Genomic DNA, 25,033 nt, shown 5'->3' on the forward strand with positions numbered 1-25,033 from the left:
GCCTGCCGGTCGCGAGACTGGCCGAGGCCCGGATGAATACTTGCCCCCCGCAACCCCAGTCCGGGCCTCACCCTTTCGGGGCAGGGTGCATCCTGAACAGCGGCTTCTCACAACAAACAGATCGTTATTTCCGAAATTCTTGGGGTTGTTTTCAAGCAACGCGTTCACGTATATCACAAATCCGCCGATTGATGAAATATTATATTGAAAGCGGTGATTTTCAATGACGATCAATATCATGCTTTCCTTTGCCGCTGTCGGTTTAATCCTTTTCTGTTTCAAATGGCGCAAGACGGGTACTGTTCTGATTGGCCTTGCAGTCATTCTTTATGGCGCGATTGCTTCAGGCTTGGCCCCGGATTACCTGATGAACCGTCTGCAATCGCCCTATACGTCGCAATTGCAGAGGCCGCTTGAAGACAATACCGCCTTCATCATTTTCGGCACGGGAACGCAGGTCGTTGACGAGCGCGGCCAGAAAGCGGTCGAGCCGCTGGCCTTCTCCTATGCTCCGCTTCTGGCGGCAGCCGCCATGAACCGCCAGTGCGTCGACAAGGGGTTCAGTTGCAAGTTCATCGCCAGCGGCGCGGATGTGAGCGGCACCGGCGTTTCCGAGGCCACGGCCATCGCCGTGCAGCTTGAAAAGGTCGGGGTCGATCCGGCTTCCATCCTGCTTGACGAAAAGAGCCGCAACAGCTGGCAGAATTCCAAAAACACGGCGGCGATCCTGCGCGAGATCAGGCCGGCCAGGGTCGTATTGTTGCAGGCTGCGCCCATGTTGACCCGCGATCTTCTTTATCTGGCGCATTTCGGCGTGAAGCCCGAGCCGGTCGCCGCCGGTTTTCTGACGGGCTCCCATACCAACATGTCTTCAACTGCCCTTTATTTCCTTGTCACGGATGTGGCGCTTCACGAGGAGATCGGTCTCTGGCGCTACACGGTCTACAATTTCATGGGCTGGAACGAGCCGAGGCAGCCTGAGCTTGAACTGGCCACGAGCGGCACGCCGGCGCCTTCCCTCAAACCCGCATCGGCCCAATGAGTTAATGATACTATCGCCCGCATGTTTCGACCTGCCGGTGAAAAAATTATCCTCGAAATCTCCTCAAAACTGCGCGGATTTTTCGAAGTCGTTTCAAATAACGACCGGCTTGTGGCATCCTGTCGTCAAAGAGCTCTGATACTGTCTTGACCAATGAAACATGGAGGCGGTCATGAAGATATCGAGATTTTCGCTCACTCTGGCGGCATTGGTGGCTGCGGCTTCGCTGGCCGGAACGGTTGGGTCAAGCTTCGCCGACCAGACACTTCTCAACGTGTCCTACGATCCGACGCGTGAACTCTACAAGGATTACAACGCCGCCTTTGCCGCCCACTGGAAGGCGGAAACCGGCGAAACCGTCACCATTCGCGCTTCCCATGGCGGGTCGGGCAAACAGGCGCGTTCGGTGATCGACGGCATCAAGGCCGACGTGGTGACGCTGGCGCTTGAAAGCGATATCGATGCCATTGCCCAGCTGTCGGGCAAGATCGACAAGGACTGGCGCAAGCGCCTGCCCAACAATTCCGCCCCCTATACGTCAACCATCGTCTTCCTCGTGCGCAAGGGCAATCCCAAGGGCATCAAGGACTGGGGCGATCTGGTGAAGGATGGCGTCGAGGTCATCACGCCGAACCCGAAGACCTCCGGTGGCGCGCGCTGGAACTATCTCGCCGCCTGGGCCTGGGCCCACAAGCAGTTTGGCGGCGACGAACAGAAGATCAGGGATTACATCGGCGAGCTGTTCCGCCATGTGCCCGTGCTCGACACCGGCGCGCGCGGCTCGACAACCACTTTCGTGCAGCGCCAGCTGGGCGACGTGCTGCTCGCCTGGGAAAACGAAGCCTATCTTTCGGTCGCGGAATTTGGCGAGGACGCATTCGACATCGTCGCGCCGCCGCAATCCATTCTGGCCGAACCGCCGGTCGCGGTCGTGGACAAGAATGCCGAGGAAAACGGCACCACCAAGCTGGCGCAGGCCTATCTCGAATATCTCTATTCGCCGGAAGGCCAGGCGCTTGCCGCCAAGCATTTCTACCGTCCGTCGAAGCCCGAAATCATCCCGGCCGACAAGCAGCGCAAGTTTCCCGATTTGACGCTGGTAACGATCGATGATCCGATTTTCGGCGGGTGGGCCAAGGCGCAGCCCTATCATTTTGGCGATGGAGGAACGTTCGACCAGCTCTACAAGCCGGGAAAATAATCCGGAAACCGTGAGCAATCGGTAATATCAAATACTGAAGAGGGAACAAACCAGCGCATGACTTCGCTCCCTGCACGGGCCAGGGCAGGGTCGCACTTCAGAAAGCCGAGCGTCATTCCCGGTTTCGGGCTGACGTTCGGCTTCAGTGTTGCCTATCTGACCCTTCTCATTCTCATTCCGCTTGCGGCATTGGTGCTGCGTTCCAGCGAAGTCGGGATTTCCGGCTTCTGGCGCCTCGTCACCGACGAGCGCACGTTGAAAGCGCTCGAAACGAGTTTCGGCACCGCCTTCATCGCGGCGCTGGTCAATGTGGTCTTTGGCGTCATCCTCGCCTGGGTTCTCGTGCGCTATCGCTTTCCCGGGCGCCGCTTCGTCGATGCTATCGTCGATATTCCCTTCGCTCTTCCGACGGCCGTGGCCGGTATCGCGCTTGCCGCGATCTATGCGCCGAATGGCTGGATCGGCAGCCTGCTGGCGCCGCTGGGCATCCGCGTCGCGTTCTCGCGGGCGGGCATCGTCATCGCGCTGATCTTCATCGGCCTGCCCTTCGTGGTGCGCACGGTGCAGCCGATCATGGAGGAAATCAGCCGCGAGGTGGAAGAAGCTGCGGCAACACTTGGCGCTTCCCGGTTCCAGACGATCTGGCGGGTGCTGCTGCCAAGCCTGCAACCGGCCATCCTGACTGGCTTCGCGCTCGCCTTTGCGCGCGGGGTCGGCGAATATGGCTCGGTCATCTTCATCGCGGGCAATACGCCTTATGTTTCGGAAATCGCGCCGCTTCTGATCGTTATCAAGCTTGAGGAATATGATTATGCCGGAGCGACCGCGCTTGCCACGGTGATGCTGGCGCTTTCCTTTGCGATGCTGCTTTTCATCAATCTCATCCAGGCGTGGACACGGAGGAAATATGGTCATGGCGAATGAACCTGCTTCTTCCGCGCCCCGCGAAAGCCGGAGCGCCCTCACCGAGAGCCCGCTAACGCGCATCACGCTGATCGCTCTGGCGCTGGCTTTCCTGGCGCTCTTCCTCATCCTGCCGGTCATCGCGGTCTTCGTAGAAGCCTTCCGCAAGGGAGCGGGCGAATATCTGGCGGCGCTGGTCGAGCCGGATGCGTGGGCTGCGATAAGGCTGACCCTCTTGGTTACAGCCATCGCCGTGCCGCTCAATCTGGTCTTCGGCATTGCGGCAGCGTGGGCGATCGCCAAGTTCGAATTCAAGGGCAAGGCACTGCTGACGACGCTGATCGACCTGCCGTTTTCCGTGTCGCCGGTCATTTCAGGCCTTGTCTTCGTGCTGCTTTTCTCAAGTCACAGCCTGCTCGGGCCGTGGCTGTCGCGGCATGGCATCGAGATATTGTTCGCCGTTCCGGGCATCGTGCTGGCGACGGTGTTCGTCACATTTCCCTTCGTCGCGCGCGAACTGATCCCGCTGATGCAGGAACAGGGAACGGGCGACGAGGAGGCGGCGATTTCGCTCGGCGCCAATGGCTGGCAGACCTTCCGCTATGTGACGCTGCCCAATATCAAATGGGGGCTTCTCTATGGCGTGCTGCTGTGCAATGCCCGGGCGATGGGCGAGTTCGGCGCGGTTTCCGTCGTCTCTGGACATATTCGCGGTCTCACCAATACGATGCCGCTGCATGTGGAAATTCTCTACAACGAATATAACTTCGTCGGTGCGTTCGCGGTGGCGTCGCTGCTGGCTTTTCTGGCGTTGCTGACGCTTGCCATCAAGACGGCGCTCGAATTGCGCTATGGCGATGAACTGGCTGGCAGCGGAAACGGGCATTGAAATTAAATCGACGGTCGCCCGCATGGCGGCAGGGGAAAGGATTGGGAATGGAAGTTCGTGTTGCCGGAGTGCGTAAGGAGTTCGCTCGCTTCCCGGCGTTGCATAATGTCTCGCTGGATATTCGTTCCGGCGAGCTGATCGCCTTGCTGGGGCCTTCCGGTTCGGGCAAGACCACGCTTTTGCGCCTCATTGCCGGGCTGGAAACGCCGACCGAGGGGACGATCTTCTTCGGTGACGAGGACGCATCGCAGAAGAGCGTTCAGGAGCGCAATGTCGGTTTCGTCTTCCAGCATTATGCGCTGTTCCGCCATATGACGGTTGCGGACAATATCGGCTTCGGCCTCAAGGTGCGCCCGAGCGCGACGCGCCCGTCGAGCGACGCCATTCGCAGCCGCGCGCTGGAACTGCTCGATCTCGTCCAGTTGCAGGGGTTGGAAAAGCGCTATCCGGCGCAGCTTTCCGGTGGCCAGCGCCAGCGCGTCGCTCTGGCCCGCGCCATGGCGATCGAACCGAAAGTCCTGCTTCTCGACGAGCCGTTTGGCGCGCTTGATGCGCTGGTGCGCAAGGAGTTGCGCCGCTGGCTGCGCGAGATCCACGACAAGACGGGCCACACCACCGTTTTCGTGACCCACGATCAGGACGAGGCGCTGGAGTTGGCCGACCGCGTGGTGGTGATGAGCCAGGGCCGTATCGAGCAGGTTGGCACGCCGGATGAGGTCTACGACAATCCGAATTCCCCCGGGGTCTATGGCTTCATCGGAGAATCGAGCACGCTTCCGGTCCGGGTCGAAAAGGGTGAGGTCTGGCTGGTGGACCGCAATATCGGCCTGACCGCCGATGGTGTGGCCGATGGGGACGCGCAACTCTTCTTCCGTCCGCACGATGTCGAACTGCTGGACGGCTGCGGCGGCTGCATCGCAGGCACGGTGGTGGCGAGCCGCCGTTCGGGCGGCAAGCGGCGCGTCGAACTGGAAGTGGGCGGCGCGCGCGAGCGGGTCGAGATCGAAATCCCGGCCGAACATCCGGCGGCGGAAAAAAGCCGCATCGCTTTCCGCCCACGTTACTGGAAGCTTTTTCCGGCATCCGAACCAGCTTCCTGATCGTCACTTTACGGTGAATGGCCGGTCTGTCGAAACACGAGGCCCGGCGGATGCGCGGTGATTCCCGCGCATCCGCCGGGCTTCCTCCCTATTGGCGGATGCGAGGTGCTGGGCGCCGAAATTTCCCGGCACCTTACCAGGGGTGGTATTATTTTTGTTTTCAATATGTTAGGGTTGCAGGAAACGGGGTGTTTCATAACGCAACATTAATAGGCGGAAAGAATTGTGCGTTGCGATTTAAACGGTTTGAATATCAGCACATTGCGCCGTCGCATTTTAGCCAAATGCAGCCGACATTCAGGGAACCGATCACGGATACTGCCGTTTCCCTGAAATGAAAATTCAGACTAATGTCAGTGTCCACCCGCCGCATATAACTCATTTCCTTCGGAAAGGCTGTTAAGGCAGATGCCGGAATTGTCTTCTTCGCTCTCCAAATCAACCTCTACCGAGAATAAATCGCCGATGCAGCAGCCTTCGATGGAGCCCAAATCCAGCGACCGCGATGCGTCAGGCCAGATTCCCCCCGAACAGCCGTCGCCCATCCGGGCCTTGTATAAAACCGAGGAAGAACTTGGCGCGCTTGCCGCTGCCGTGGCGCGGGGCGAAGACATTCCGCTGCCGGGCTATATTGCCTTCCCGTTCGATCAGCGCCTGTCGGAAAACGGCAAGCTGATCCTGCATGCCTATCGCGCCTCCGATGCCGCCTCGCGCGCGGGTGAAACCATCACCCCTGCCGCGCAATGGCTGCTCGACAACCACTACCAGATCGACAAGAACGTCCAGCAGGCGCGCCGCGACCTGCCGCGCCGCTTTATCCGCCAGCTGCCGCTCTACAAGGCGCCGGTTGAAAAATACGAGGGCATGCCGCGCATCTTCGCGCTGGCCTGGCTCTATGTCGCGCATACGGACAGCAATTTCTCGCTGAAGACGCTGACGGCCATCGTCAAGGGTTTCCAGACCGTCGAGCCGCTGAAGATCGGCGAATTGTGGGCGCTGCCGTCTGCGGTGCGCTATTTCCTGATCGAGAATGCGCGACGTCTGGCGCTGCGCGTCGACCGCGCGCGCATCATGCGCAATCTCGCCAATACGGCTGCCGACCGCATCGTGGTCGCTGCCGACGGAGCCGAGCTGGATTCGGTCCTGGCGCAATATGCCGATGCCGCCCGCGACAGCACCTTCGCGACGCATCTCCTTTATCGCCTGCGTTCCTCCTCCACCGACACCACGGCAGCCGCCCACTGGCTGGAGCGGATTCTGGAACAGGAAGGCAGCAACCCGGAAGACGCCATCGTCGAGGAACATGCCCGCCAGTCCACCGGCGGCGTCACGATGGGCAATGTCATCCGCAGCCTGAAATCCATCGATGACGTGGATTGGGAAACCTGGTTTGAAACCGTCAACGAGGTCGATGCGATCCTGCGCGACCACAGCGATTTCGAGCTTCTGGACTTCCGCTCCCGCAATGCCTACCGCGTGACCATCGAAAAGCTCGCCCGCTATTCGGACATGAGCGAAATCGACATCACCTGGGCGGCGCTCAAGCTGGCGGAAGACGGCCACCGCGCCGAAAAGGCCGGTCATCCGGAAGCCGAGGGCAAGGGCGCAATCGCCTATTACCTGTCGGGCGAAGGCCGCACGGAGCTTGAAAGGGTCTGCGGTTACAAGGCGCCGTTCGGTGTCAGGGCGCTGCGTTTCTATCGCGGCCTTGGCCTCTGGGGCCTGTTCATTCCGACGGCGATCTTCACGATCCTGATTCTCACTCTCGTCAATTACTGCATGATCCGCGCCGGTCTTTCGACCGATCTGCGCACGCTGTTCACGCTGCTGGCGCTCTTCCCGGCGATGGACGCGTCCTATTCGCTGTTCAACGCGCTGGTGCCGTGGTTCGTGCAGCCCACGCGCCTCATCGGTTTTGAATATAAGGAAGGCTTGCCCGAAGAGGCGCGCACGCTGGTCGCGGTGCCGACCTTCATCACCTCGCGTGATTCCATCGACGAGCAGATTCGCAATCTCGAAGTGCATTATCTCACCAATCCGCGTGGCGAAATCTACTTCGCGCTGGTCAGCGACTGGACCGATGCGAAGCACGAGATCACGCCCGCGGATATGGAAATCTACGAATATGCGCGTGAGGAAATCGCCAAGCTCAACGAGCACTATACGGGCGATGACCAGCCGCGCTTTTTCCTTCTGCACCGCCGCCGCCTCTTCAACGAGAAGCAGAACTGCTGGATGGGTTGGGAGCGCAAGCGCGGCAAGCTGCATGAGCTGAACCTGTTGCTGCGGGGCGATCAGGATACGAGCTTCTTCCCGCCGGACGAACGCCTGCCGAAGGAAATCAAATATGTGATGACGCTGGACGCCGATACGCGTCTGACGCCGGAATCCGTCACGCATCTGGCCGGCAAGCTCAGCCATCCGCTGAACCGCCCGATCATTGACGAAAAGACCGGCAAGGTCATCCGTGGCTATGGCATTCTCCAGCCGCGCGTCACGCCGTCGCTGACGACCGGCGACGAAGCATCGTTCCTGCAGCGCGTCTTCTCGGTCAATCGCGGCATCGATCCTTATGTCTTTGCTGTGTCCGACACCTATCAGGACCTGCTTGGCGAAGGCACCTTCACCGGCAAGGGCCTTTACGACATCGACGCCTTCGAGGCCGCGCTGAAGGGCCGCGTGCCGGAAAACACGCTCCTCAGCCACGACCTTCTGGAAGGCGGCTATGCCCGTGCCGCTCTGGTCAGCGATGTGGAGGTGGTCGAGGATTATCCGACCGGCTACAATGTCGACGTCTCGCGCCACCATCGCTGGGCACGCGGCGACTGGCAGCTTCTGCCATGGCTGTTTTCGACCAATGCAGGCGTCAGCGCCATCACGCGCTGGAAAATGGTCGACAACTTGCGCCGCTCGCTCAACCCGATCCTGTGGCTGATCGCAGCCGTCGTCGGCTGGAGCGTGCTGCCGATCGGGCCTGCCGCCGTCTGGCAGGGCTTCCTCATCCTTTCCATGTTCGTGGCGCCGACCTTCGGGATCGTCACCAATCTCATCCCGCGCAACATGGATTATTCGCTGAAAGGCCATGCGCAGTCGGTACTGACCGACATTGCGCTCGGCACGGCGGATGTGGCGCTGCGCACCACCTTCATCGCCCATTCGGCGTTCCTGATGGCGGACGCGATTGCGCGCACCGTCTATCGTCTGTTCGTTTCGCACCGCAACCTTCTGGAATGGCGCACGGCGGCGCAGGCGAGAACCTCTCCAGATACGCTGCTTTTCTATTTCCAGCTGATGTGGCCCGCCATGGCCATTGCGGGTCTGGCGATCTTCTTCCCCCTTGCCGCTGAAAGCCATGCCGCGCTGATCGCCGCACCTTTCGCCGTCATCTGGTTTGCCTCGCCGCTGATCGCCTGGCTCGTCAGCCGTTCGGCCAAGCCGCAGGACACGCTGGAAGTGCTTTCTTCCGACAAGTCGGACCTGCGCCGCTATGCGCGCCGGACCTGGCGTTACTTCGCCGAGTTCACCAATGAGGAAAACCACCATCTCCCGCCGGACAATTTCCAGGAAGACCCGGCGCCCATCGTCGCGCAGCGCACGTCGCCGACCAATATCGGCGTCTATCTGCTGTCGGTCATCGCCGCGCGCGATTTCGGCTGGATCGGCTTCGGCGAAACGCTGGATCGTGTCGCCGCCACCGTCAATACGCTCGAAAAGATGGAGAAGTACCAGGGCCATCTCTACAACTGGTACGAGACCAACACGCTGACACCGATGCGGCCCCTCTATGTATCGGCGGTGGACAGCGGCAATCTCGCCGGTCATCTGGTTACGCTGTCGTCCGCGCTGGAAGAATGGGCGGAAGCTCCCTCCGTCTACATGCAGGGCGACCTCGACGGCATTCTCGATGTCAACGACATTCTTGAAGAGTCCATCGCGAAAATCCCCGACGACCGCCGGATACTGCGTCCGCTGCGCCGCCGCCTGGAAGAGCGGATCGCCAATTTCCGCCGTGCCGTCCTGTCCATCAAGGACGAGCCGGAGACGGCATCCTTCCGCACCATCAACCTGTCGCTTTTCGCTACCGATATCGTTCGCCTGATGGACGAACTCGATGGCGAAATCGAAACCTCCGCAAGCGCGGAAGCGGTGGAATGGGCGCGCATTCTGGTCGATACCTGCAAGGCGCATACCGACGATTCCATCGGCGAGCATGACACGGACGCGCTGCGCGAGCGCCTGCGCGATCTGGCGACCCGCTCGCGCCAGCTTGCCTTCGACATGCAGTTCGGCTTCCTTGAGCGGAAGGAACGCCGCCTGCTTTCCATCGGTTTCCGCGTGCAGGAAAACGAGCTGGACGAAAGCTGCTACGATCTTCTCGCATCGGAAGCGCGTCTGGCGAGTCTGTTTGCCATCGCCAAGGGCGACGTGCCGGTCGAACACTGGTTCAAGCTTGGCCGTCTTCTGGTGCCGGTGGGCTGGAAGGGCGCTCTGCTGTCCTGGTCCGGCTCGATGTTCGAATATCTGATGCCGCCGCTGGTCATGTCGGAGCCGCTCGGTTCGCTGCTCGACCAGACCAACAAGCTCGTGGTGCAGCGCCAGATCGACTATGCGACCTCGCGCGGCCTGCCCTGGGGTATTTCGGAAGCGGCGTTCAATGCGCGCGACGCGCATATGAACTACCAGTATTCCAACTTCGGCGTGCCGAATCTCGGCCTGCAGCGCGGCCTGTCGCGCAACGCGGTCATCGCGCCCTATGCGAGCCTGCTCGCCGCGCAATACCAGCCTGCCGCCGCCGTCGCCAACCTCAAGCGTCTTGCCAAGCTCGGCGCGCTTGGACGCTACGGCTTCCACGATTCGGTGGACTTCACCCCGTCGCGTGTCCGCGAAGGCGAACTCTGCGCCGTCGTGAAGAACTACTATGCCCACCATCATGGCATGTCGATCATCGCGGTCAACAACGTGATCTTCGAAGGCCGGATGCGCGAGCGTTTCCACTCCGACCCCGTGATCGAGGCTGCCGAACTGCTGCTGCAGGAAAAGGCGCCGCGCGAAATCCCGATGATCTACGCCAAGACGGAAAACCCGATGCGCGTGGATTCCGGCGGTTTCGACGATGCGCCGATGCGGATCGTCGACAAGCCCTTCAAGGCGCCGCGCACCACGCATATGATGTCGAACGGACAATATGCGCTGATGGTGACGGCCAACGGCTCGGGCTACAGCCGCTGGCACAATTGGGACATCACCCGCTTCCACGCCGATGCGTCGGAAGACCTGCAAGGCACTTTCCTGTTCCTGCGCGACATGGAAAGCGGCTATTGGTGGTCGGCAACCGGCGAACCGGTCCGCAATCCGGATGAGGAAACCAAGACGGTCTTCACCGAGGACAAGGCGGAATTCTACAAGACCGCCGGTGATATCAAGACGGTCATGGAAGTCATCGTGTCGTCGGAATCCGATGGTGAGGGCCGCAGGCTCGACATCATCAACACCTCCGCCCGCGACCGCATGATCGAGGTCACCTCCTATGCGGAACTGGTGCTGACCGACAGCGACAGCGACGCCGCCCATCCGGCCTTTGCCAAGATGTTCGTGGAAACCGAAATCTCCGATAACGGTTCGACCATCTATGCCAAGCGCCGCAAGCGCGCGCCGTCCGATCCCGATATTCATGTCGCGCATTTCGTGACCGATCTTTCCGGCTCGATCCGCGAAACGGAAGTCGAAACCGACCGCCGTGCCTTTGTCGGACGCGGTCGTTCCTTGCGCGATGCGGCAGCTTTCGACGCCGGCGCCAAATTCACCGGCAGCCAGGGTTGCGTGCTCGATCCGATTGCTTCGGTGCGCACACGTGTCCGCGTTCCGGCGCACAAGAAGGTGAGCCTCGTGTTCTGGACCTTCGCAGGCGGCAGCCGCGATGCGGTGGAACATGCCGTGGCGACCCATCGTCACCCCGAAACCTTCGCCCGCGAATATTCGCTATCCTGGACCTCGTCGCAGGTGCAGCTCTATCATATCGGCATCAAGCCCGCGGAAGCTGCGGATTACCAGAAGGTCGCCGCCTATCTGCTTTATCCCGAGCGGACCCTGCGCCAGCCGCCTGAAACCATCGCCAGCGGCCTCGGCAAGCAGTCGGACCTGTGGCCGATGTCGATTTCCGGCGACTATCCGATCTTCGCGCTGCGCATCGACAATGAAGCCGATCTCGACGTGTTGCGCGGTGTGCTGCGTGCGCAGGAATACTGGCGCTCGAAGGGCCTCACGGTCGATGTCGTGGCGGTCAATGAGCGCGCCTTCTCCTATGCGCAGGATACGCAGCGCGCCATCGACTGGATCGTCGAAGGATTCCGGGCGCGCGGCGGCGGCCAGCCGCACATCTTCGCGGTGCGCCGCGACCAGATGAGCGACGAAAGCTACAACACGCTGCTTGCCTCGGCGCGTATCGTCATGCACGCACAGAACGGCTCGCTGGCCGAACAGTTGCGCCGCAGCGAGGAAATCACCGTCGATCTCGCCGCGCGCGATGCCAAGACCGCGATTGGCGGACAGGCTTCGAGCCAGGGGCTCGGTGCCGCCGGTCTCGCGCCCATCGCCATTGAGCGCGGGACGGAAGAACGCCGCCCGGCTGTCAAGCCAGCGGTGAACCGTCCTGCTCCGGCAGGCGGCGACCTCCGCTTCTGGAACGGCTATGGCGGCTTTGCCGAGGATGGCTCCTATGTGGTGCGCATCAACAATCGCACCACCACGCCGCATCCGTGGATCAATGTGATCGCCAATCCGAATTTCGGTTTCCACGTCTCGGCGGAAGGTTCGGCCTTTACCTGGGCAGGCAACAGCCGCGATTACCAGCTCACCCCATGGGCGAATGATCCGGTCACCAACCGTCCGGGCGAGGCGATCTATATCCTCGACCGTGAAACGGGCCGCACCTTTGCGCCGACCGCAAGCGTGCTGCGCGACGAGGCGGTGACTTATGAAGCGCGCCATGGCCACGGCTATTCGAGCTTCGGGGCGCAGCACGGCGAGCTGGCGCTCGACCTCACCCATATCGTGGATGCGGACAAGCCGGTGCGTCTCTCGCGCCTCACGATCACCAACAAGGGCCGCTCGAAGCGCAAGCTGCGCGTCTATGGCTATGTCGAATGGGTGCTGGGCAATGCCCGCGCCAAGAATGTGCCTTTCATCGTGCCGTCGCAGGACGAGGAACTGGGCGCGCTCTTTGCGGGCAATCCGTATCATCCTGACAAGTCAGGGCAGGTCGCCTTCTTTGCCGCGACCGAAAAGCCGCAATCCGTCACTGCCGACCGCAGCGAATTCATCGGCACCACCGGTTCGGTGGACAAACCGGAGATCGTGCTGGCAGGCAAGGCGCTTTCGGGCACGGTTGAAGCGGGCCGCGATCCCTGTGCCGCGCTCGCCCTCGACATTGAAGTCGGACCGGGTGAAGCCCGTGAAATCGTCTTCCTGCTCGGCAATGCCGCCGACCAGAAACAGGCAAAGGCGCTGATCACCGAGACCCGCAAGGTTTCGTTCAGCGATATGCTTGCTGCCGCGAGGCAGCAGTGGGAAGGCCTCTTCGACCGCGTTCAGGTCAAGACCCCGGACCCGGCTTTCGACCTTCTGGTCAATGGCTGGCTGCCCTATCAGGCAATCGCCTGCCGTATCTGGGCGCGCGCCGCCTTCTATCAGGCAAGCGGTGCGTTCGGCTTCCGCGATCAGTTGCAGGACACGCTGTCGCTGCTGCTCATCGATCCGACGCTTGCCCGTGCGCAGATACTCAACGCCGCATCGCGCCAGTTCCCGGAAGGCGATGTCCAGCATTGGTGGCTTCCCGCAACGGGTGCGGGCGTCCGCACGCTCATCTCGGACGATGTCGTCTGGCTCGGCTATGGCACCTCGCTCTACGTCGAGACGACGGGCGACAGCGCCATCCTCGACGAAAAGCTGCCGTTCCTCGAAGGGCGCAAGCTGGAGGAGGGCGAACATGATGCCTTCTATCAGCCGGAAATCTCCGGGCAGACGGCCAGCCTCTACGAGCATTGCGCCCTGGCGCTCGATCTCGCCGTCGCGCGCACCGGCAAGCACGGCCTGCCGCTGATGCTTGGCGGCGACTGGAACGACGGCATGAATCTGGTCGGCGTGAAGGGCGAGGGCGAGAGCGTTTGGCTCGGCTGGTTCCTTGCCTATACGCTCGGCAAGTTCATTCCGATTGCCGAAGCACGCAAGGACGTGAAGCGCGTCGACATTTGGAAAGCCCATCTGGAAAGCCTGACGGCTGCGCTCGACCGCGACGGTTGGGACGGCGAATGGTATCGCCGCGGCTTCTTCGATAACGGCGCGCCGCTTGGCTCCAAGGACAGTGACGAATGCCAGATCGATGCCATCGCGCAATCGTGGAGCGTGCTGTCTGGCGTGGCCGATCCGAAACGCGCCGAACAGGCGATGGCCTCGCTCGAAAAATACCTGCTGGATGACGAGGGCGAATTGCTGCGTCTCTTCACGCCGCCTTTCGACAAGACCGTGCAGGAGCCGGGCTATATCAAGGGCTATCCGCCGGGTGTCCGCGAGAATGGCGGCCAGTACACCCATGGCGCGACCTGGGCGATCATGGCGCTCGCCCGCATGGGCAGGGCGGCGGAAGCCTGGAAGCTCTTCTCGCTCATCAGCCCGGTCAACCATGGCCGCAATCCGGATATCTATCGTGTCGAGCCCTATGTGATCGCAGCCGACATCTATTCCGTGGAGCCGCGTCGCGGGCAGGGCGGCTGGACCTGGTATACCGGCTCCGCCGGCTGGTTCTATCGCGTCGCAACCGAGGGTATCCTCGGCGTCACCAAACGCGGCGACCGCCTGCATCTCGACCCGGCCCTGCCGCCGGAATGGGATGGCTATGAAGCGGAACTCCGCTTCGGCGAGGCGCTCTACCGCGTGAAGGTCGTGGCCGGTGGCAAGGACAAGGCGGTCAAGCTCAATGGCCGCAAGATCGGCAAGCCGGAAGAGGGCGTGCCGATCAAGCCGGACGGTGAACATGAAATCGTCGTAGAGCTTCCCAAACAGAAGTGAACCGATTAAAAAGGCGGGTGAAAAACCCGCCTTTCTTTTTGCTGCAATTCCTCTGGGGCGGTTGCAGTACAAGTTCATGCAATGGAGGCCGTCATGGCCAAGACTGATATTGCGCGCCGCGTCTACAATCACGCATGGAAGCTCGATCCCATCGTCCGCAGCCTTCTGGACACGGACTTCTACAAGCTTTTGATGCTGCAGATGATCTGGGGCCTCTACCCCAAGGTGGATGCAACCTTCTCGCTCATCAACCGCACCACTTCCGTGCGCCTTGCCGATGAGATCGATGAGGGCGAATTGCGCGCACAGCTCGACCATGCCCGCACACTGCGTTTCTCCAAGAAGGAAATGATCTGGCTGGCGGGTAACAGCTTCTATGGCCGCAAGCAGATTTTCCAGCCCGAATTCCTGAACTGGCTTCATGATTTCCAGTTGCCGGAATATGAGCTGCGCCGCAAGGATGGGCAGTACGAGCTGCATTTCCATGGCGCCTGGTCGCACACGACCATGTGGGAAATTCCCGCACTTGCCATCATCAACGAGTTGCGCTCGCGCGCGGCGATGAAAAACCTCGGTCCCTTCTCGCTCGATGTGCTTTATGCGCGCGCCAAGGCGAAGATGTGGAGCAAGGTCGAACGCCTGCGCCAGCTTCCGGGCCTGAAGATTTCCGACTTCGGCACGCGCCGCCGCCATTCCTTCCTGTGGCAGCGCTGGTGCGTCGAGGCGCTGAAGGAAGGCATCGGCGATGCCTTTACCGGCACCAGCAATGTGCTTCTGGCCATGGATACGGACCTCGAAGCACTGGGCACCAATGCGCATGAATTGCCGATGGTGCTGGCGGCCCTTGCAAGGAATGACGATGAACTGCGTTCCGCGCCCTATCGCGTCCTGCAGGACTGGAACCGCTATTATGGCGGTAATCTCCTGATCGTGCTGCCCGATGCTTTTGGCACGGCGGCCTTCCTGCGCAATGCGCCGGACTGGGTTGCCGACTGGACCGGCTTCCGCCCCGACAGCGCCCCGCCCATCGAAGGCGGCGAGCGCATCATCGAATGGTGGAAGTCACGCGGCAAGGATCCGCGCGAAAAGCTGCTGATCTTTTCCGACGCGCTTGATGTGGATACGATCGAGGAAACCTATCGTCACTTCGAGGGGCGCGTGCGCATGAGCTTCGGCTGGGGCACCAACCTCACCAATGATTTCGCGGGCTGCGCCCCGAAGGAAATCGAAGGGCTGAACGCCATCTCCCTCGTCTGCAAGGTGACGGATGCCAACGGCCATCCAGCGGTCAAGCTTTCCGATAATCCGCAAAAGGCGACCGGCCACCCCAAGGAAGTGGCGCGCTATCTCAAGTTCTTCGGAAATGAGGAACGGGTGGAGCAGCTCGTCCGCGTGTGACGAGCTGCAACGCGCTTTAATCCTTTGTTTTGACGCGCATCCCGAAAACCGTTTCACCCTTTTCGGGATGCGCTGCTATTCCATCAGCCGTGCGGTGCCGGAAACGCGGATGGAACCGCCGCGCTCATTGCCGATCTGGGCGCGCAGGTGCGACGGGCTGCCCATATCCTCGCCCTGAAAGACTTCGATCTCACCGCCATGCGGCCAGCCGCTGTCGCGCAGATAAGCGGCAAAGGCAGCGGTCGCGGCACCGGTGGCCGGGTCTTCATAAACGCCGCCCGATGCAAACGGATTGCGGCTGTGGAAGCGTCTCGGCGTCTCGGAATAGATGAGCAGGATCGTCGTCCAGCCCTGCCGGTTCATCAGGGTGCGCCCGCGCGCCATGTCGTAATGCATCGAGGCGAGCCTCTCGCGGGAACGAAGCGGCAGCACGATATGGTCCGCACCGGCGTGGATCAGCGCGGGAGCAAGACCGGGCGCCAGATCGTCCTTTTCAAAGCTGAACAGCGCCAGCGCTTGCTCCACTTCCGCATCGTTGGCAGCGCGCTGGCGGGTTGGCGGCGATTGCAGGCTGGCGGCGAACAACTCGCCTTCCTTGCGGCCATCGACGCTGATATCGCCATTGTTGAGCTTGAGCGCGAAACGCCCGTCGCCCTCGCGCATGGCCAGCGCCGCGCCGAGCGCAATGGTGGCATGGCCGCAGAACGGAACTTCCATTTCCGGCGCAAAATAACGAACGCGCCAGCTGTCGCCTTCCGGCGCGGCAAAGGCGGTTTCGGAAAAGCCGACATCCTTGGCGATCTTCTGCATGTCTTGCGGGGAGGGCAGGTGATCGGCAATCAGCACTCCAGCGGGATTGCCGCCCTGATTGCCTTGCGAAAAGGCTGCAATGCGCAACACGTCCATGGTTTCTCCTCGCCAGTCTGATTCGTGTCCCGCCCCTCCCTATAAAGAGCGTGAAATGTGGCTGGTCAAGCTGTCTGTCGGCTAGCGGAAACTATCAACAGCATGGGCCGCTCCATTTCCTCCGACAGCCCCGGCCATGCTTCGATCTGCTCCGCGGAGGGGCGCCATTCCTCCAGGCGATTGATGGCAAATCCTGTATCGATCAGGGCGTTGACCGTGGTGCTGAGACGACGGTGATATTTGATGACGCCTTCGGCCAGCCAGTCGGTCCGCCGCTCGCCCTCCACGGCATAATGATCGACAGGCCAGTGCTTCCCGCCATTCTGGTCTTCGATCCAGCCCGGCGCCAGCGGTGCCATGAAAATCGGATGCTCGATCGTGAATACGAAACGGCCTTCCGGCCGCAAAGCCGCACGGATCGTTTTCAAAAGGCGCGGGAAATCGCGAATATAATGAAACGCCAGCGAACTATAGACGAGATCGAAGCTCGCTTCGGGAAGTTCCAGCTCTTCCATGTCCGCCTGAACATAGCGGACAGCGTCATCCGGCGTATCGCGGCGCGCGCGTTCGAGCATGTTTTCCGAAAGGTCGTAACCGATGACAGAGGCCGCGCCCTGTTTGCGGGCGAAGCGGGCGAACCAGCCGAAACCGCAACCGAGATCGGCGACATCGCGGCCTGTCAGGTCGGGCAGAAGGGAACGTACAAAGGGCCATTCCGGTGCGCCGTCCAGCCCGTGTACCGAGCGCGGCAACTGGCTGTAGGCTGTGAAGAAATCGTCGCGGTCATAAATGTTCTGGGCCATGGTCTATCGTTCGGTCAGTGCGAGTTTGGCCCCGAGCGCGATGAAGGCGGCTGCAAAGCTGCGGCGCATCCATGCAAGCACGGCGGGGCGTGAGATGATCTGGTTACGGACGGCAGCGGCAAAGACGCCGTAGATCGCAAACACCACGAATGTCATGGCCATGAAGACGAGCGACAGTTCCACCATGCGCGCCACCGTTGCGCCCTGCTGCGTATTCACGAATTGCGGCAGGAAGGCAAAGAAGAATATCGACAGTTTGGGGTTGAGAAGGTTGACGAGGATCGCAGACCGGATGACTTCCCGGTCTGAACGCGGCGCGTCATCGGTCTCGATTTTCAACGTGCCGTGCTCCTTGAGCGTCATCCAGGCCATATAGAGCAGATAGGCGACGCCCGCATATTTCATCAGCTCGAAAGCCAGTGCGCTGGCATGGAGCAGGGCAGCAAGCCCGGTCACGGCAGCCAGCATGTGCGGCACGATGCCAAGCGTGCAGCCGAGCGCGGCAATGACCGATGCGCGTGCGCCACGGGACAGGCCTGCCGCAAGCGTTACCAGCACGCCGGTGCCCGGCGAGGCAACTATGATGAAGGATGTCAGCAGAAATTCGATGCTCATGATGCGTCAGCTTTCCTTTGCGCATTGTCCGCGCAAAACCGCTTCGCACTTTTGCTGGAAATGCCCTTACTGGTAATGGCGAACTGGCAATGCTCCTGCGGGCATCATGTCACGGCTTTGCCGTGCGTCAATCCTTCATCTCATGCGCCCATGGCGGGTTTGCCCCTGCGCGGGCGACGGTTACGGCAGCAGCCCGCACCCCTAGCGCGACGACGGAATGAATCTGGTCTTCGGTAAGGTCCTCGAGCGCATCCTTGTCGAGTAGGCCCTGATTGTGAAGGCTGGCGAGAATGCCCGCATTGACCGTATCGCCTGCGCCAACCGTGTCGACCACGTCCACTTTCACGCCGGGCACGCGCACGGTTGCCCGCGCCGTATAGGCATCGGCCCCATGCGCACCCTTGGTGATGACCACCAGTTTAGGCCCAAGCTTCAGCCATTCGGCGGCGATTTCATCGTGGCTGCCCTTTTCGCCGAACCAGTCGAGGTCTTCGTCGGAAAGCTTGACGATATCGGCAAGCGCGATCATGCGCCTCATGCGGGCCAGATGCCTTTCGCGGTCAGTGATGAAGCTGGTGCGGATATTCGGATCGAGGAACATGACCCGCTTAGGCGCCTCGCGCGTCATCAGCGCCTCATAGACACTGCCGCACGGCTCGGAAAACAGGCTGATGCAGCCGAACAGCATGGCGTCGACGGCGTCGTCGACATAGGGCATGTCGCTCTCGGCCAGCATGCGGCCCGCCGTGTTCTCGTCGTAGAAGGCGTAGCGGGCCTGCCCATCCACCAGGCGCACGAAAGCCAGCGTCGTCGGACGATCCGAGATGGCGGCGAAGGAATAATCAACATTGGACCGCGCCAGCGTGTCGCGCAGTATCTCGCCGAAAAAATCCGACGAGATGCCGGAGAAAAATCCGGTCGGAACGTCGAGACGCCCAAGCGCGATGGCCGTATTGAAAACCGAACCGCCTGCAAAGGGCTGAAACGCGGTCTCGCCCGCTGCGGTTTCACGGGGCAGCATGTCGATCAGGGATTCACCGCAGCAAAGGATCATCGGTCGTTTCTCTGGTTCTAAATCGATTGAATGGAGATAAACAAAAAGCGCGGAGAATTTCAATCTCCGCGCCTTGCATGGTGTCAGACGTGCTGGCCGCCATTGATATGGATTTCCGAGCCGGTCACATAGGATGAGGCTTCGGAGCAAAGGAAGTATATGGTTTCCGCCACTTCCGATGTCTTGCCGAGGCGGCGCATGGGAAGCTGTTCCACCAGCTTGTCGGTTCCCGGCGAAAGGATCGCCGTATCGATCTCGCCCGGCGCGATGGCATTGACGCGAATGCCATAGGGGCCGAAATCGGATGCCATCTCGCGGGTAAGCGCGGCGAGTGCGGCCTTGGATGTCGCATAGGCTGTGCCAGCGAAGGGGTGTACGCGGCTGCCAGCTATCGAGGTCACATTGACGACCGAGCCTTGCGCCGCTTCCAGTTCCTTGAACAGGCCGCGTGCCAGCATGATCGGGGCCATGAAGTTCACCTGAAACACGTCGCGCCAGACTGCCATCGGCGTTTCGATGGAATTCATGCGGCGTCCGCCTTCCGCCTTGGGCGAAATGCCGGCATTGTTGACCAGTGCATGAAGCTTGCTGCCATCGGCTTCGAGACGGCGCCGGATTTCGGCAATTGCCTTGCCGACATCCTCCTGATCGGCGAGGTCCACCTTGATGTGATCTTCCGGGCCAGCCGGCCACGGGCAATTGTCGGAAAAATCCTGTCGCGAGCAGGTGATGACGCGCCATCCGGCGCGCGAAAAGCGCTTCACTGTCGCGTGGCCGATACCACGGCTGGCGCCGGTCAGGACCAGCGTCTTGCGTTCGGCATCTGCCTTGGAAGTATCGGAACCGGCAACGTCTGTTTTGGTGACTGGGGACATGGAAACCTCGCTCTCCGATCTTGAATAGACCAAGCCGCTCAAGATTTCGAGGGGAATCGGAGCACATTCTGAAAAGTGAGAGCTACTGCGCGGTTCACCAGTTCCCGATGAGAGAAATTCATCGGGAACCGGCGCTCATGGCTTGCTCAGCGCGGAACGTATTGCTCCAGCTCCGGCAACAGGACGACGCTTTCCTGCTCGTTTGGATCGGTTCGCGCTATTATGGCTGTCGCGGGCTTGTCGCTGAGATTGGCGGGAAGATGCGGGACGCCTGCCGGAATGTAGAACATCTCCCCTTCGCGAACGATGACATGCTCCTCAAGCTTTTCGCCGAACCAGCAATGTGTTTCGCCGGAAAGCGCATAGATCGCCGTCTCGTGGGAAGCATGAAGATGGGCCTTGGCGCGGGCACCCGGCGGGATGGTCAGAAGATGCATGCAAATGCCTTCCGAACCGACAGTTTCGGCTGCAATTCCTTCAAAATAATCAAGGCCCTGTTTCCCGGAATAAGTGTTTCCGGGACGGACGATCCGGCAGACCGGTTTCGATGAACTATTCATTCTCTGCCTTCCTTCTAAAATGACTTTTGTTGCTAAGGTCTATTGCGAGTTCCCCATTATGATATCGAGCAGTGTCGTGGATTTTCCCGATTGTTGCGGTTGTCCGCCGCCGATATCGCCGGGGGGCAACGGACGGAAATCGTCGTTGGCATTGGCCGGGTAGGCCACGGCACCGGGCTGCTGGACGGTGCCGCGCATCGTGGAATCCGGCGCAGGCGGCCAATAGCCGTCATCGCCATTACCCGCCATCGGCTGGCCGCCATAGGGATCCTGCGGCATCATGCCCGGGTCGTAGGGCGCATTCGGGTCGATGCCGTCGCTGCCGCCGGGGACGATGTTCTGGATGTCGTAATGGCCGGGAAGCTCGGCGATCGGCACGCCCTTGTGCGCTTCCTTCATGAAGCTTTTCCAGGCCGCGACCGGCAAGGTCGCTCCGAACACACGCTTCATGCCCTTGCCATCGTCATTGCCGAACCATACGCCGGTCGTGAGGTTGGCGGTATAGCCGACGAACCATGCATCGCGGAAATTCTGGCTGGTGCCGGTCTTGCCTGCGGCGGGCCAGCCGAAGGCGGCGCGCTTTGCCGTCCCGTCTTCGACGGTGCGCCGCAGCATCGCGTTCATCATGCCGACATTGCGCTCGTCGATGACGCGCGGTCCGACGCCATCTTCCTTCTGGTAGAGAACCTTGTCCTCGGAATCGGTCACTTTGGTTATGAAATAGACCGGCGCGCGATAGCCGCCATTGGCAAATGGCACATAGGCATCGGTCAGTTCCAGCAATGTCACTTCCGATGTGCCAAGCGCCAGCGAGGCATTGGCCTCGAGTTTCGATTGAACACCCAGCCTGTGCGCCGTGTCGATCACGGTCTGCGGGCCGACTTCCATGACGAGCTGTGCGGCGACGGAGTTCAGCGAGTGGGAAAGTGCTGTGGCCAGCGTCACCTGCCCCATATATTTGCCGTTGTCGTTGCTGGGGGTCCATTTACCGATGCGGACCGGTGCGTCGTTGCGCACGGAGTCCGGTGTGCGGCCCTGTTCAAGCGCCGTCAGATAGACGAAGGGCTTGAAGGAGGAGGCGGGCTGGCGGCGGGCATCCGTCACACGGTCGAACTGGCTGGTGGCATAATCGACCCCGCCGACCATGGCGCGAACCGCGCCGGTGCTGTCGATGGAAACCAGCGCGCCCTGGCTCGCATTCATCTTTTTGCCGTTCTGGGAAATCTGGTCCTTGATAGCGTCTTCGCCCGCGCGTTGCAGGTTGAGATCGATCGTGGTCTGAACGGTAATGTCGTCCTTCGCCTCACCGATCAGTTCGGGCAGCGCGGCCACCACCTTGTCGGCGACATAGTTTTCCGAACCTTGCCAGTAGGAAGGCGCCCGTGTCGGCGGTTCGCTTTCGGCGATGGCCATCTGGCTGTCGTCGATCATGCCTTCTTCACGCATCGCGCCCAGCACCAGCTTGGCGCGCGCGGCGGCGGCTTCCGGATCGCGGGCCGGTGACAGGCGCGACGGAGCCTTCAGGAGACCGGCCAAGGTCGCCGCTTCCATAAGGTTCACCTCCTTGGCGGACTTGTTGAAATAACGCCGCGAGGCTGCATCGACGCCGAACGCGCCAGAACCGAGATAAACCCGGTTCAGATACATCTCCAGAATCTGGTCCTTGGTGTATTTGTGCTCGAGCCACAGGGCGAGCATGACTTCCTGTACCTTGCGTTCCAGCGTGCGGTCGGGCGAGAGAAACAGGTTCTTGGCAAGCTGCTGCGTGAGCGTCGAGCCGCCCTGAACGGCGCGACCAGAAACGACATTGGTTACAACCGCGCGGGCAAGGCCGATGGGGTCGATGCCGAAATGCGAATAGAAGCGGCGGTCCTCGATGGCGATGACCGCCTTCGGGATGAAAGGAGACATCTCCTGCAGGCTGACCGCCTCGCCGCCGGTCGTGCCGCGATTGGCGATCAGGTTGCCGTTGACGTCGACAATGCGCACATTGGGCGGACGGTCGGGAATGGCCCAGTCGGTCGTCGGTGGCATCTTGGCCGCGAAATAGACCAGCATGCCCGCAAAGGCGATGCCGCCCCACAGACCCAGCACCAGGCACCAGTAGATCGAGCGGCGCACAAAGCCGAAGAAGCCGCGCGGCTTCTTCTTGCCGCGGCGCGACGCGCGCGGTTCCGGTCTATCCGATTGCCTGCGTCGGCGCTGCTGCGAGCGAGCCATGCGGTCCTCCTCGTCGACGCGAAAAACCTCATCGTCTTTTTTCTCTTCGCCACCGAAGGAAGGTTCGATGCGCCGGTTTTTGTCGTCACGCGATGCCATGTCAGTCTGGAGCCGCCCACCCGATTGCCGGTCCATGCCGTCATGCGGACCGGTCATTTTGAACAATGTCTGCGTGCTTTACGGGGTTTTGCGCCGCAAAAGCAAATAGGGCCTAATGCGGTGCAGGGTAAATGCGGCAGTTTAAAGGGACGTAAATCTTCAATGCACAAAAAAAGGCCCCACCGGAGTGGGGCCCTTCACAATCACAAGCTGCCTGGAGCTTAGAACTTGTATGCGACGCCGAGGCGAACTTCGTTGGTCTTGAAGTCCTGATTGATGTTCAGGCCACCGAAGTCGATGTCCTTGTCGCCGTAGTCGGTGTAGCGATATTCAAGGCGAACGATCAGGTTGTCAGTCGCGGCGTAATCCACGCCGGCACCTGCGGTCCAGCCGGTGAGCGTCTTGCTTTCGGAGAAGCTGCCGATATTGTCGATGCTGCCGCTGTTCTTGATGTTGCCGAAGGCCACACCGCCAGCAAGGTAAGGCATGAAACGGTCAACCGCATAGCCGACGCGAGCGCGAACGGCGCCGGACCAGCGAAGCTTGGTTTCGAAATCGCCAACTGGGACGCCGCCGGCGAATACGTCGATATCCTTGGAGACGTCGTTATAGGTCACGTCACCGTCGATACCGAGAACGACGTTGTTGCCGAGGTCGAAGTTATAACCGGCATAAACGCCGCCGAGGAAACCATCCGGCTTGACATTGCCATAGCTGAACACATCGCCGTCGAAGTTCGACTTGCCCCAGCCGTAGCCGATCTGGCCACCAATATAGGCGCCGGTCCAGGTGAAGGACGGAGCGACTACAACAGGAGCTGGTTCCTGTTCGATGACGGCGTCGGCAGCCTTTGCGCCCGTAGCGGCCACAAGGGCGACAGTCGATGCAAGAAGAAGGGCCTTGAGCTTCATGATAAACCTCCTGAAGGAAAGTCTCAGAACCAATATTTATCCCCAATATAAGCGATTGCTGTCAAAAGTCTGTAGCAAACGGGACACAGCAAGGGGAATGTCGCCCCCGCAGTACACGTTCCCGTGATCCGCTTGTGATGAGTCTCGACCGGAGACAGGCGCAATATGGCGCAGGCAGGCGCAAGTTCTTCGGGATGTGATTATGCCGCCATTCAGGTTATAGAGGGCAGGAAAACTTGCGGGGAACATGGAAATGCATGGCACGACGGGCGTAAGGGAGCGGGTCGACTGGGTCGATATTGCAAAGGGCATCTGCATCATCTTCGTGGTCATGATGCATTCGACGCTCGGCGTGGAGAAGGCTGCCGGCGCGCAAGGCTGGATGCACTATGTGGTGGCCTTCGCCAAGCCCTTCCGCATGCCAGATTTCTTCATGATTTCAGGCCTGTTCCTCGGTCTCGTCATCGACCGGCCCTGGCGGCGCTATCTCGACCGCAAGGTGGTGCACTTCCTCTATTTCTACATTCTTTGGCTGACGATCCAGTTCGCATTCAAGGCACCCGGCATCGCCAGCGAAGCCGGAATTTCGGGCGTGGTGAATGCCTATCTGATGGCTTTCATCGAGCCGTTCGGCACGCTCTGGTTCATCTATATCCTGCCCGTTTTCTTCATTGCGACAAGGGCTTTGAAGCGCGTTCCGGTGGGGGTGACCTTTACGGTGCTGGCACTGCTGGAAATCCTGCCGATCCATACGGGCTGGGTCATGGTGGACGAATTCTGCTCGCGGTTCGTCTATTTCTATGCGGGCTACGCCTTTGCTCCCGCCATCTTCCGGGTTGCAGACTGGCTGCGCCAGCGACCGCTCATCGGCATTGCCGGACTGCTCGTCTGGGGGCTCGTCGAATATATGCTCGTCTTCATGCCGGTGCCGGAAAGTCTCGCCGCGCTGATATCGCCGGCAGGTGATCTTCTGGACGGACGCGGCGCGGTCAGCGATCTGCCGGTCGTCTCACTCCTGCTGGGTCTGGTGGGGGCGCTGGCGATCATCTCCATCTCCTCGCTCCTGAGCCTTCTGCCAGCTGGCAGCTGGCTGCATCGGGGCCTGAGCTGGCTCGGCGCGCATTCGATCGTCGTCTATCTCGCTTTCTTCCTGCCGATGGCCATTGCCCGCACGGTGCTGCTGAAACTCGGCGTCGGCGATATCGGCACCGTCTCGCTTCTGACCACGGCAAGCGGCGTCGTCGGTCCGGTCATTCTTTATGGCCTTATCCAGTGGAGCGGCTACGGTCGGTTTCTGTTCCGCCGTCCGGCCTGGGCCTATATCGATGAGGTTCCGCAAAAGAAAACGGCGGCTGCCGCCGCCGTTTGATGGTTGGAGAGCTTTTCACGCAAGC

Annotated in this window: 16 protein-coding genes; 8 read left to right on the forward strand and 8 right to left on the reverse strand. The window is 60.8% G+C overall.

The genetic code is table 11. The features are described from left to right. Positions 1–223: 223 nt before the first annotated feature. From JNC63_RS06525 to pncB, 7 genes are all read left to right on the forward strand, one after another. Positions 224–1,042, forward strand: coding sequence for a YdcF family protein (locus JNC63_RS06525; protein WP_063619935.1), 819 nt, complete (start codon positions 224–226; stop codon positions 1,040–1,042). 172 nt (positions 1,043–1,214) lie between these two features. Beyond that, complete coding sequence (locus tag JNC63_RS06530) at positions 1,215–2,243, forward strand: sulfate ABC transporter substrate-binding protein (protein WP_063620069.1); 1,029 nt, start codon at positions 1,215–1,217, stop codon at positions 2,241–2,243. 57 nt (positions 2,244–2,300) lie between these two features. Then, entirely contained in the window at positions 2,301–3,167 is an 867-nt protein-coding gene (gene cysT, locus JNC63_RS06535; protein WP_063619936.1) for a sulfate ABC transporter permease subunit CysT, read from the forward strand. After that, entirely contained in the window at positions 3,151–4,035 is an 885-nt protein-coding gene (gene cysW / locus JNC63_RS06540; protein WP_100651984.1) for a sulfate ABC transporter permease subunit CysW, read from the forward strand. Before cysT ends, cysW begins: the two co-directional genes overlap by 17 nt. Positions 4,036–4,082: 47 nt before the next feature. Next, complete coding sequence (locus JNC63_RS06545; protein ID WP_063619938.1) at positions 4,083–5,135, forward strand: sulfate/molybdate ABC transporter ATP-binding protein; 1,053 nt, start codon at positions 4,083–4,085, stop codon at positions 5,133–5,135. A 408-nt stretch (positions 5,136–5,543) separates the two neighbouring features. Further along, positions 5,544–14,198: a glycoside hydrolase family 94 protein gene (locus JNC63_RS06550; protein ID WP_063619939.1), complete on the forward strand. Its 8,655-nt coding sequence runs from the start codon at positions 5,544–5,546 to the stop codon at positions 14,196–14,198. A gap of 93 nt (positions 14,199–14,291) precedes the next feature. Next, complete coding sequence (gene pncB, locus JNC63_RS06555; RefSeq protein ID WP_063619940.1) at positions 14,292–15,596, forward strand: nicotinate phosphoribosyltransferase; 1,305 nt, start codon at positions 14,292–14,294, stop codon at positions 15,594–15,596. Between the two features lie 75 nt (positions 15,597–15,671). Here pncB and JNC63_RS06560 read toward each other — a convergent pair whose 3' ends face one another. The 8 genes from JNC63_RS06560 to JNC63_RS06595 form a co-directional block, all read right to left on the reverse strand. Further along, positions 15,672–16,502, reverse strand: a complete 831-nt coding sequence (locus tag JNC63_RS06560; protein ID WP_021586411.1) for a PhzF family protein — start codon at positions 16,500–16,502, stop codon at positions 15,672–15,674. A gap of 65 nt (positions 16,503–16,567) precedes the next feature. After that, positions 16,568–17,305, reverse strand: coding sequence for a class I SAM-dependent methyltransferase (locus tag JNC63_RS06565; RefSeq protein WP_063619941.1), 738 nt, complete (start codon positions 17,303–17,305; stop codon positions 16,568–16,570). A 3-nt stretch (positions 17,306–17,308) separates the two neighbouring features. Further along, entirely contained in the window at positions 17,309–17,920 is a 612-nt protein-coding gene (locus JNC63_RS06570; protein ID WP_063619942.1) for a LysE family translocator, read from the reverse strand. A gap of 127 nt (positions 17,921–18,047) precedes the next feature. Next, entirely contained in the window at positions 18,048–18,974 is a 927-nt protein-coding gene (locus tag JNC63_RS06575) for a carbohydrate kinase family protein (protein WP_063619943.1), read from the reverse strand. Positions 18,975–19,057: 83 nt separating this feature from the next. Then, positions 19,058–19,849, reverse strand: a complete 792-nt coding sequence (locus tag JNC63_RS06580; RefSeq protein ID WP_006470925.1) for an SDR family NAD(P)-dependent oxidoreductase — start codon at positions 19,847–19,849, stop codon at positions 19,058–19,060. A gap of 146 nt (positions 19,850–19,995) precedes the next feature. Continuing rightward, on the reverse strand, positions 19,996–20,409 hold the full coding sequence (locus JNC63_RS06585; protein WP_021586407.1) for a cupin domain-containing protein: 414 nt from the start codon (positions 20,407–20,409) through the stop codon (positions 19,996–19,998). A 39-nt stretch (positions 20,410–20,448) separates the two neighbouring features. After that, a complete protein-coding gene (locus tag JNC63_RS06590) occupies positions 20,449–22,728 on the reverse strand; it encodes a transglycosylase domain-containing protein (protein WP_063620070.1) in 2,280 nt (759 codons plus the stop codon). A 221-nt stretch (positions 22,729–22,949) separates the two neighbouring features. Further along, positions 22,950–23,639, reverse strand: coding sequence for an outer membrane protein (locus JNC63_RS06595; protein WP_063619944.1), 690 nt, complete (start codon positions 23,637–23,639; stop codon positions 22,950–22,952). A 247-nt stretch (positions 23,640–23,886) separates the two neighbouring features. On the opposite strand from JNC63_RS06595, the gene JNC63_RS06600 reads away from it, so the two are divergent. Then, positions 23,887–25,008: an acyltransferase family protein gene (locus JNC63_RS06600; protein WP_063619945.1), complete on the forward strand. Its 1,122-nt coding sequence runs from the start codon at positions 23,887–23,889 to the stop codon at positions 25,006–25,008. The last annotated feature ends 25 nt before the right edge of the window (positions 25,009–25,033 follow it).

Origin of the sequence: Brucella ciceri, from assembly GCF_041930145.1 — a bacterium.
In the GTDB taxonomy this organism is placed as follows: domain Bacteria; phylum Pseudomonadota; class Alphaproteobacteria; order Rhizobiales; family Rhizobiaceae; genus Brucella; species Brucella intermedia.

Bases quoted from the DNA above. Each gene is read 5' to 3' on its own strand.
- cysW (WP_100651984.1), top strand. From the start codon at position 3,151: ATGGTCATGGCGAATGAACCTGCTTCTTCCGCGCCCCGCGAAAGCCGG.
- JNC63_RS06570 (WP_063619942.1), bottom strand. From the start codon at position 17,920: ATGAGCATCGAATTTCTGCTGACATCCTTCATCATAGTTGCCTCGCCG.
- pncB (WP_063619940.1), top strand. From the start codon at position 14,292: ATGGCCAAGACTGATATTGCGCGCCGCGTCTACAATCACGCATGGAAG.
- JNC63_RS06600 (WP_063619945.1), top strand. From the start codon at position 23,887: ATGGAAATGCATGGCACGACGGGCGTAAGGGAGCGGGTCGACTGGGTC.
- JNC63_RS06560 (WP_021586411.1), bottom strand. From the start codon at position 16,502: ATGGACGTGTTGCGCATTGCAGCCTTTTCGCAAGGCAATCAGGGCGGC.
- JNC63_RS06550 (WP_063619939.1), top strand. From the start codon at position 5,544: ATGCCGGAATTGTCTTCTTCGCTCTCCAAATCAACCTCTACCGAGAAT.
- JNC63_RS06585 (WP_021586407.1), bottom strand. From the start codon at position 20,409: ATGAATAGTTCATCGAAACCGGTCTGCCGGATCGTCCGTCCCGGAAAC.
- JNC63_RS06530 (WP_063620069.1), top strand. From the start codon at position 1,215: ATGAAGATATCGAGATTTTCGCTCACTCTGGCGGCATTGGTGGCTGCG.
- JNC63_RS06545 (WP_063619938.1), top strand. From the start codon at position 4,083: ATGGAAGTTCGTGTTGCCGGAGTGCGTAAGGAGTTCGCTCGCTTCCCG.
- cysT (WP_063619936.1), top strand. From the start codon at position 2,301: ATGACTTCGCTCCCTGCACGGGCCAGGGCAGGGTCGCACTTCAGAAAG.
- JNC63_RS06525 (WP_063619935.1), top strand. From the start codon at position 224: ATGACGATCAATATCATGCTTTCCTTTGCCGCTGTCGGTTTAATCCTT.
- JNC63_RS06590 (WP_063620070.1), bottom strand. From the start codon at position 22,728: ATGGCATCGCGTGACGACAAAAACCGGCGCATCGAACCTTCCTTCGGT.
- JNC63_RS06595 (WP_063619944.1), bottom strand. From the start codon at position 23,639: ATGAAGCTCAAGGCCCTTCTTCTTGCATCGACTGTCGCCCTTGTGGCC.
- JNC63_RS06580 (WP_006470925.1), bottom strand. From the start codon at position 19,849: ATGTCCCCAGTCACCAAAACAGACGTTGCCGGTTCCGATACTTCCAAG.
- JNC63_RS06575 (WP_063619943.1), bottom strand. From the start codon at position 18,974: ATGATCCTTTGCTGCGGTGAATCCCTGATCGACATGCTGCCCCGTGAA.
- JNC63_RS06565 (WP_063619941.1), bottom strand. From the start codon at position 17,305: ATGGCCCAGAACATTTATGACCGCGACGATTTCTTCACAGCCTACAGC.